The 9,394-nt window shown below is 32.4% G+C and carries 8 protein-coding genes; all 8 read left to right on the top strand.

Annotated features, from left to right (window positions below):
• Window positions 1-224: 224 nt before the first annotated feature.
• Entirely contained in the window at window positions 225-1,352 is a 1,128-nt protein-coding gene (locus DW743_RS17570) for a tyrosine-type recombinase/integrase (protein WP_117762266.1), read from the top strand.
• Between the two features lie 183 nt (window positions 1,353-1,535).
• On the top strand, window positions 1,536-3,527 hold the full coding sequence (locus tag DW743_RS17565) for a hypothetical protein (protein ID WP_117762267.1): 1,992 nt from the start codon (window positions 1,536-1,538) through the stop codon (window positions 3,525-3,527).
• 18 nt (window positions 3,528-3,545) lie between these two features.
• Window positions 3,546-4,277: a hypothetical protein gene (locus DW743_RS17560; RefSeq protein WP_117762268.1), complete on the top strand. Its 732-nt coding sequence runs from the start codon at window positions 3,546-3,548 to the stop codon at window positions 4,275-4,277.
• A 14-nt stretch (window positions 4,278-4,291) separates the two neighbouring features.
• Window positions 4,292-6,520: an FtsK/SpoIIIE domain-containing protein gene (locus DW743_RS17555; RefSeq protein WP_158568594.1), complete on the top strand. Its 2,229-nt coding sequence runs from the start codon at window positions 4,292-4,294 to the stop codon at window positions 6,518-6,520.
• A 16-nt stretch (window positions 6,521-6,536) separates the two neighbouring features.
• Window positions 6,537-7,910 carry a hypothetical protein gene (locus DW743_RS17550; RefSeq protein WP_117762270.1) on the top strand — a complete coding sequence of 458 codons (1,374 nt, stop codon included), beginning with the start codon at window positions 6,537-6,539 and terminating at the stop codon, window positions 7,908-7,910.
• A complete protein-coding gene (locus tag DW743_RS17545; RefSeq protein ID WP_117762271.1) occupies window positions 7,900-8,316 on the top strand; it encodes a hypothetical protein in 417 nt (138 codons plus the stop codon). Before DW743_RS17550 ends, DW743_RS17545 begins: the two co-directional genes overlap by 11 nt.
• A 26-nt stretch (window positions 8,317-8,342) precedes the next feature.
• Window positions 8,343-8,786: a hypothetical protein gene (locus DW743_RS17540; RefSeq protein ID WP_117762272.1), complete on the top strand. Its 444-nt coding sequence runs from the start codon at window positions 8,343-8,345 to the stop codon at window positions 8,784-8,786.
• A gap of 12 nt (window positions 8,787-8,798) precedes the next feature.
• Window positions 8,799-9,317, top strand: coding sequence for a hypothetical protein (locus DW743_RS17535; RefSeq protein WP_117762273.1), 519 nt, complete (start codon window positions 8,799-8,801; stop codon window positions 9,315-9,317).
• Window positions 9,318-9,394 lie beyond the last annotated feature (77 nt).

The following is a 9,394-nucleotide window of genomic DNA, read 5'->3' as shown; positions in this document are numbered from 1 at the left end:
TGCGGAAATATTTTCGTAGAGTATCACACTCCACGAATTATTTAAAATACTATTCTACGACATTATATACATCCATATTAACTCTTCAAACGGTATTCGTCAATTCAATAATCCCTGCAAAACAGGTTAAAATGACAAATAACTAATTTTTTCGGGAAATCTATCGGTTGGTTCTTTGCCATAAGCCGTCAAAATAGTAGTCAATGTAAAGGAGATAACATCTTATGCCCAAAAAAGGAGAAAATATATACAAAAGAAAAGATGGCAGGTGGGAAGGTCGATATATAAAATCCCGGACAGTATCTGGGAAAATAATATATGGTTATGTATATGCAAGAAGTTATCGTGAGACAAAAGAAAAGCTAAAAACTAAAAGTATATTATGTAGTTCTCAAGTAACTAACAAAAATGATCTTGCATTTTCTTGCCTTGCGTCAGAATGGTTTGAAAGTATCAAATTACATACTAAGATATCTACACAAAATAAATATTATAATATGCTCACAAATTATATTCTTCCCGAATATGGAAACCAACCATTTAATGCAATAACCTATGATTTTATAGAAACACATTGTAAATTTCTACTGGAATCAGGCGGTAGAAAAGGCAATGGTTTATCACCAAAAACAGTAAATGATGTGTTGGCTATCATTCGAAATATTTCAAAGTTTGCAATCAGAAAAGGAATTTATGTTGCATGTGATGCTGCCTCTGTTCAGATCAGGCAAAACATTAAACCTATGCGTATTTTAAGCAATGCTGAACAAAGTCAATTATGTGAGCATATATTAAAGAATCCTGAAGCCTGCAGCATAGGAATTCTTGTGTGTTTGTTTACAGGACTGCGTATTGGAGAAATTTGTGCTTTGCGTTGGGAGGATATCTCATTCTCCGAACAATCAATATATATTCATCATACACTGCAAAGAATTCAAATTCATCAGGGAAACAAGGCAAAAACCGAAGTTGTTATGACCACACCCAAAAGTCCTTGCTCTATAAGAAAAATCCCATTACCTGATGAAATAGCAAAAATTCTTATTTTAAATCAAAAATCATCGTCAGGTTATGTGCTGACTAACGATGATTATAAATTTATAGAGCCGAGAACAATGCAAAATAAATTCAAAAAAATTCTAAAAGCCGCAGGGATAGAAAATGCTAATTTTCATGCTTTGCGACATACTTTTGCCACAAGATGTGTTGAACTGGGCTTTGATGTCAAAACTCTTAGTGAAATTCTCGGTCATGCTACTGTCAATATTACCATGAATCGTTATGTTCATCCTACTTATGAGATGAAAAAGAAAAATATGCAAAAATTATCTGGATTATTAGCCGTCAAATAAATTGTCAAGATACCATCCAATAGTGATTTTATCTATTGGATGGTATTTTTTCGTGTAGTGTGATACTCTACGAAAATTTTACTAGTAATCTATAAAACGGTAAACCAAAAACTCAAAACGAAAGGGATAAATTATTTTAACTGTAATTGCTTTTGCAATATATATGGAAAGGAAACGAAAGTAATGGAAAGTAAAGTTCAAGAATACCAGATATTATATTCTAAATTCAAAAAGACATATGACTGTGCAGAGGAATACAAAGCACCAATAGAACCGTTAAAGACAGAAATCGAGAAACTGCGTCAACGACAAAAGGAATACGATTATACAGATCCCAATACTGTAATTCAATATATGGAATCTCATGTAGATCGTGAAATGAAAGAAAAGAGACAGAGCCTGCAAAAAGAAGTTAAAAATCAAATGCGAGAACTCGAAAATCCGAGTGATAAAGTAACGAAAAATTTTGAAAAGGTTACAAAATGGCTTACCCAAAAAGAAGCAGACAAAATCATATCACAAAATAAGTTGAATTGTGACCAAGAGATCAATATGGAGAAAGCTGAAAAAATTACGGAATTTGATCTTTTCTCTTCAGCTAACAAGCTTTTCGGTTTTATTTTCCGATTTAATTTTTTAACTTGTTTTCCCAAAATACTGAGAGTGGTTGCTGCAATACTTATATGGGGAATAATTTTAGTTCCCAAAATCATTAATAGTACCTATAAAAAATTTTCACTTAAAAATGGATTTTACACACCACTGACGCTTGAAAAATATAACGCTATGTTATGGGTGTGCATAACACGCGTAATTCTTCTAGCAGGCATCATACTGATTCTTAACATAGCAGTTTATTATGCAACAAACTATTATGCCAAAAACTATATGTTGAAAAATCAATTAATTTATATGGCAGTTACAGAACCGTCCAAGCTCGAAAAAGCATTATATGATTATAAATTTTCCGTGTTCATAAATGGAACTATCAGTGATTGGCGAAACGAAATAGAGTATATCAAGAAAAATGGTCTTCCGATAGAATATCAAGCTTCTGAAAAGGTGGGACATATAAGCTCAGATATTGTTGAATCCCTTAAAAAGAATTATGACAAATTAAACTCTGATATTTCTAAAAAAGAAACGCAAATAGAGGACCGTACTGCCAAAGCAGATGGGCTCATATATGATGCATCACATTTGATCAAGGAATTGAATTCTAAAGAAAAGGAAGTAATCGGACTGATTGGCGACAGCAACCATAATAATGGTGTCCTTTCTCCTTATGTTGCTCTTGGGTTTGCGAATGAAGAATTCTATTTTGTAAAAGAATTGATATCTTTTCAACATAATTACAAACCAATGCTTATTTGTTACGGTGAAGAAAGTGCACAGAGCAGTGAAAAACTCAGAACAAACATTGCAATTTTAATTGAAAAATTTATGCTTGGATTTTTCGGAGAAAATTCAATGGATATTATTGATATGTTTCTTGTGGATTTTGAGGGACTCCATTTTCCGGAAAGCAGAACTCGTGGAATGATGAAAGTTATAAGAACCCAGCGAGAATTGCAAAATTTATATATAGATTTAAAAAGTACCAGAGACCTTGTGAATTCATTGGCAGATGGAAAAATTGCAACTATCAATCCTGATAAATTAAGAAAAAGAGAAAATCCAATTAAGTATCACATTGTATTTTTTACCGGGACAGATTTTACTTCCGTGGATAGAGAAATCGTTCAGTTATTTATTGAAGGTGAAAATTTTGGCTTTATACCTATTTTATTTATGAAACAGACCATGGCACGTGACTTCCTGTTAGAAAATAACAGCTCACGAGCATTTTCTAAGGTTATAAAAAAGATCAAAGAATCCGAACAGATTTATGGGTATGAAGGTATTGTTCATGAATTCGAATATGAGTTAATAATATCCAATCAAAAGAAAAATCTGGAAGGAAAATTTTGTATCAAAAAGCTTCTTTCGTTTCAGGAATTTGAAGATATTTTGAATTCAGACGAAACCATTTCCATTGATACCTTTTTATATGTTGATACGAATGACATTAGTGAAGATCTATATGAATATTTTTTACAATATGATTTTGTTGAATTCTTTACATTAAATGGTATAATACCAGATTTTGTTACCGTGGATGTTAAGAGATTATAATTTTAAGGAGAAGACACAATGGGATTTAATTTTACAGAAGAAGAAATTACCCAGATGTACAATATGTATGGTACATGTCTGGATGAAATTCATGAAGAAACCAAAGGGATTTCTGACAAATTAATTAATTATGCAAGAGAACTTAAATATGAGCCAGTTGTTAAATTGTCTCGTGAAGCGATTAGCTTTTATAACGATGGCTTAAAACAAAGTGAGCTTAAATCCATGGAAGATTGGAAAAACAGCGAATTAAGCTTTACTCAAGTGATGGAACAAATGAGAGCAGGAGAAAGTGCAAAGGATAGAAGCAAACAGTTAGAAAATCAGATTGAACAACAAATACAGTCATGGAAGAAAATTGATGATAATTTGACTGGGATTGATACCAAAAATTGGAGATGTGATACGGAAGATTTTGAAAACATTAAACAAGATATTGCTTCCTATATCGAAAGCATGGAGGCGAAACAAAATCAGTATGAAAACAATCTGGAAAATCAGAAAGCTGAAAATGAAATTTACATTTCGATTGAACCAGTCGTATTGCAGTCAATATCGATTATCATTGAAGGATTTAAAACAGGAATAAGTGAGAGTTTCCTTGCTTTATCAAGAAAATTTGAAGATAAATCTAATATGGTAAGAGGATTGGGGGCTAATGCAGCTCAAACAGCAGCAACAAAATCGCAATCATTTGTGAGCAGCGGAGCTTCAGCGCTCAAGGCAAAAGTAAAACAAATTTTAGATTAATTTGGGAGATGATTATGTCAAAAGAACTTTTAACTTTAGATGACCTTGCAAAATTAAAAAAGCAAAGAGAAGAAGAAAAAAGTAAACTTCCATATAACGCTTATTTGGATAATTTAAAGACATTAGTTGCTGAAAAAAATCCTAAGATATACCCTTCTATTACAGAAGCAAAATCATACAATAATCAATATGTATGTATTAAGGAACCCTTAGAATTTATAGAACTTTTTAACGGTTGCAACGGTCAGGACGAATGTACAAATTTATTTCGAAAATTATTAGCTGAAAAAAATCCCAGAGTAATTGCTCAGATCATAGATAAATGTGCAGATACAAATGGATTATGGTTTAATACGACTCAAAATGGAATTAATCTACGACCAGGATTAAGAAATGGAGAATGGTCCAGTCCAACAACAATAACATTGGGTGATGATGCAGTTCATTCGTTGGTTGCTGGACGAACAGGATCTGGTAAATCAGTATTTTTGAACAGTATAATTTTTTCATTACTTGCTGAGTACTCTCCCTGGGAGTTGAATTTATATTTGGCTGATTTTAAAAAGGTTGAATTTAGCAGGTATTTATCAAAATATAATGTTCCTCATATTAAAACAGTAGCAGCAACAAGTGAGATAAGGTATGTTCTTAGTTTGCTGAATTATTTAGCAGCCTGCATGGTCGCAAGACAGAACTTTTTTGCATTGATCGGACAGCAAAAACTAAGTGACGTACGAGAAAAGTACCAGATAGTCCTCCCGAGAGTGTTGTTAATTGTTGATGAATTTCAACAGTTATTTTTGGAAGCGACCGGTAAAGAAGAAATGCAGATTACAGATGTTCTTACATCAATTACTAAACTTGGTCGGGCAACTGGATTTCATCTAATGTTTGCCAGTCAGGAAATGTCAGGTACAATGAGTCAGAGTGTTTTTTCAAATTTTAAGTCAAGATTTGCTTTGGCTTGTGATGCAGAGGTATCAAACAGAGTATTGGGAAACTCGGGAGCTGCTAATTTAGACAAAAAAGGATTAGTTTTAGCTAATGTCGGTGCTGGTAAAGGAGAAACAAATCAATTATTTAAAGTTCCATTTGTTTCAGAAGAATATTTCTATGAATATTTGCAATACATTACAGATTTGGGATTAAAATCCAATTACAATTCTGTACATAAATTTTATCAGGAAGACAGCATAAAAGGAATGGATGAGCTGAACAATGTACTTGATGCAATTAAGAATGTGCGAACTGAGTATTTGAAAAAAAATAGCAGTTTATTCGATATAATTACCTTAGGCGAAGCTGTCGTATTTAATTACAAGAAATATGATTATGAAACTGTGTTTTTGGAGAGAGGTGTCAGAAAAAATATAGGTGTATTTAGTCCTATCGTTGACGATACCGTATATGTATGCAAATTGCTGGCAGAGAATTTTAAAAGTTCACCAAAAGCAGAAAGTTACCAACATTTTATTCTTGTAAGAAATAATTTATTTATGAAAAAAATGGATCTTAGGCAAGAACTGAATGTTCCTGACAGTAGAGTATATAATTCAACAGGATTTCTTGATGAAATTATCGAGTTATTTAAAAGACGTAGTGGAGAAGCCACCCTGATTAGCAGTTATTCACAGTATCCATCATTAAAAGAATTTGCTTATGATGCATTTTGTTTAAGAGCTGAGCATTTTATTTCGAAACTGTCTGAAGAAGAAAAATCTGTGCTTCAAGAGTTGAGCATGTATTATGAGCACAAATCTATTGCGGATATTCCTGACATACAAAAGGCGATTTTGGAAGATTATGATTTTGATGAATCCTATTTTATGGTAATTAATCTACTTTATGAAAAAGAAATAAATAAAAAACCTATGATAGATCTTTTTGTTCCAAGTATTTTTTGGATTATTGGCGCAGAAATGGTTGGAAAATTTCCAAAAGAAATGGAGACGGTACTTACCGATGCAATGAATTATAATATACTTTTTGTGTTGGTTGCATCAAATAATGACTTTAATGATTTTTATATGTGCCATAAGACTTGTGATTATTTATTTGTCACAGGTAACAATGAGAGTTATTATAATAAGCTTAGACTTCCATTTACCCATAAATCAGAGAACTCAATCGCTGTTGATTTTGCTATTAGCAGTAGTGCAACACAAAGATCTTTCAAAAAATTCAGATACGAACTACAAGAAGTTGTTGTCCCGGAAATTGATTTTGACTCAATTTTAGATTGATAAATGGAGCACAACTATGAATTTAAACGAAGATACTTATTTCTATATTCGTCGAGTTGTAGATCAAATAGAAGGATTGACTTGTGCTTTAATTGTATTTATAGAAAATGCAGGAAGCTATCTGGAATCTTATCATTATGAAGCTTTTAATAAATTTTCAAATGAAATCAGGGATATGGAAATTTCTGTATCACAAGAAATAAAAGATGAGTTTCTGTGCATTAAAGAAGCTATTGAAAAATCAGCATTACAAATAAGAGCCTCGGACAGCTCCGTAGATCATTTAAGAACACAATTATCTGAAACGGAGAATGTATTCTCTCGATTAGTAATTCACAGTCATAATATACGGGAGATTAACTCAGACACTTCGAATCCATATGTCCCGAATGCCTCGGATGAAGTGTATAGAGCATTTTCTGGATATAATACTTTGCTAAACCAATATCAGGTAAATGTACCGGACGAAAATGATCCTATATGTACTTTAATGTATTCGTTTTATTGTACTGTGAATTCGTTGTTTGAAAAATTATTTCAAGAGTACGACACTTTACTTCAGGATTTTGGTGTTGACGTTGAGAATAAGAAAGAAAGACTCGCTATATTAACAACGATTAAAAAACGGGAAATAAGTCAAGATATTGCGAAAGCAACTTTTGACTTTGCCAAGACTGCAGCTTTTGCAAGGTTAGGTATTAAGAAAAAAAGTGATGTTTTTGAATCTGGAATTGGTCTAATTGCTAAAATAAATAAAAACTTAGAGGAATTAGATGAATTAAAATTTGCAAAACCCAAAAAATCATTTGCCAGAAAAGCAATCAAAAAAATTGCAGTGTATAATGATGCCATGGAGTTGGTTGGTGGAATTAATAAAATAGGAGAAAATGTCGTAGGAACAGTAAAAACACTAACAAAAAATGAAGGGGCTGATTTTGAAATTCCCACATTTGAAAAATTAGCAGTAGCTGCTCTTGTTACGCTGAAAGGATCAAAAGAACTTGAAGCATGGAAAGAATCCGGACAGCTCGATATTGTTCTGGCAGCTGTTAAAGCAACAGGGAATTTTTCGAAGATAGTTTTTGGGATAGCGGCTGATAAAACGCCTTATGAAATCATTCAGGAAATTTCAGATTTCGGTACGAATTTTCTGGATTTGGTTGAAAAAACAGCTAAGTATGTGGCTAAAAATAACCTAACAGTCCCAAAAGCTGTGAATAACATCCTTCATAGTTTGGGTGACGAACTAATTGAATATGACAAAAAAGTGATGGCGTACAAAATAGATAATGAAAAAAAATTATTAGCGTCAAAAAAGCCAAAAGCACCGCCATTCATCACAGCAAAAGACGTATTTAAAAACTTAAAGAGGGCTGTTGATGTTTACTAGAAAGGAAGATAGATTATTGAAAACTTTGAATGACTTTTATGATTATGTGACATCACAAGGGATAGATAAGAATGCTATTTATGAAGAAACGGGCGAAGGGTTTGCAGTCGTTTCTTTCCCGGAAAGAGGAGAAAAAGATTGCATATATAACATTGCAATTGTTTTTTACGAAAACGATAATGATGTAGAAATTTATGTCAGAAAACCGATAAAAGATTTCGATGAATTGACATTATTAAGAAAATTGAACTCTCTTAATTGTGAGTATACTGATGTAACATTTTTAGTCGATGAAAATATGCTTACTGTTAAATCACATTTGCTATCTCAGGGAAAGCTGGAAAACGTGTTAATTAAAATGGTATCTGATGTACAGTTAGCACAAACTGAATTCATAAAAATTTAAAATCAGACAAAAGAAAGGGATAAACTATGTTTCATGGATTTAAAAATAAGTTACGTTTAGGAATAACCATTTTTGTGGCTGCATTCACTGTTTCATTTTTTAGTGGCGCATTAGGAATTGGCGAATCATTTAGATTCTTCAGCGTTTGGGAGCGGATACTGTCTTTTATTTTTGCATTGATAGGTATCGGAATTCTGTATATCATCATTTACTATTGGTATGGTAAAGATACTCGATGCCCATCTTGTCATAAACCATTTTGTTTGAAAAAGACAGGTGAAGAAATTGTAAGTAAAGAGAATGTTTCCGTACTTATAAATACTAATACGCGAAATAAAAAAGGCGAAATCGTAGGATCACAAGAACAATATGTTCCAGGGGAGCGCATTACATACCGTGTTAACAAGGTTTGTAAAAAATGTGGAAAAACTTGTTATAGCACTTATAAAAGGGATATACCTAAAGTATAAGGAGGTGAACTTATGACATTGGAAGAATACTGTAATTTGATTGAAAATGCTTTTAAAATTCATAATTGGAATTATGCAAGAAATGATAATGGAAATAAATCACTTTTTATTATTAATTTTTTAGAAAACGGAGAATGTTATGCAAAATGCAATGTAACTGTATCTGATAATGGAATATGTGATATGAACGCTTTTTTCCCTTTTAAGTGTCCTGGGGATGAATCGCTTAATAAAGAAGTCACCTTAAGCTGCTACATTGCAAATTGTAATTACACCAAGAGATATGCAACCCTTAGATATGATTATGAATCCGGAAACATAGTTAGCAGCTATAGTTTTAACATATTTCCGACCATGACTCCCGAATTTATATTATCTAAATTTAATACAGTAAGAAATATGAATAAAGATAATTATAACTATATTAAGAAGTTATGCGAGCAACAGGATGATAAAGAGACGCAAGAAACGCAAGAAACGGAAACGTTTATATCTACAGATCAAAAAGGCAAATACAAAATTGATCTGTAAGCAAAAATACCGAAGGCGACGAGGGGAGGGTGCGGACATTTTCTTGGACTATCTAAGTGACCAATCCAAGTCTATGT

This window comes from Blautia sp. AM28-27 (assembly GCF_003480905.1).
GTDB classification, from domain to species: Bacteria; Bacillota; Clostridia; order Lachnospirales; family Lachnospiraceae; genus Fusicatenibacter; species Fusicatenibacter saccharivorans.
The sequence above is the reverse complement of the archived record's forward strand: the minus strand, read 5'-3'. Positions and strand labels throughout refer to the sequence as shown.

Excerpts from the sequence above, each read along its gene's own strand:
- DW743_RS17570 (WP_117762266.1), top strand. The coding sequence starts at position 225 with ATGCCCAAAAAAGGAGAAAATATATACAAAAGAAAAGATGGCAGGTGG.
- DW743_RS17565 (WP_117762267.1), top strand. The coding sequence starts at position 1,536 with ATGGAAAGTAAAGTTCAAGAATACCAGATATTATATTCTAAATTCAAA.
- DW743_RS17560 (WP_117762268.1), top strand. The coding sequence starts at position 3,546 with ATGGGATTTAATTTTACAGAAGAAGAAATTACCCAGATGTACAATATG.
- DW743_RS17555 (WP_158568594.1), top strand. The coding sequence starts at position 4,292 with ATGTCAAAAGAACTTTTAACTTTAGATGACCTTGCAAAATTAAAAAAG.
- DW743_RS17550 (WP_117762270.1), top strand. The coding sequence starts at position 6,537 with ATGAATTTAAACGAAGATACTTATTTCTATATTCGTCGAGTTGTAGAT.
- DW743_RS17545 (WP_117762271.1), top strand. The coding sequence starts at position 7,900 with ATGTTTACTAGAAAGGAAGATAGATTATTGAAAACTTTGAATGACTTT.
- DW743_RS17540 (WP_117762272.1), top strand. The coding sequence starts at position 8,343 with ATGTTTCATGGATTTAAAAATAAGTTACGTTTAGGAATAACCATTTTT.
- DW743_RS17535 (WP_117762273.1), top strand. The coding sequence starts at position 8,799 with ATGACATTGGAAGAATACTGTAATTTGATTGAAAATGCTTTTAAAATT.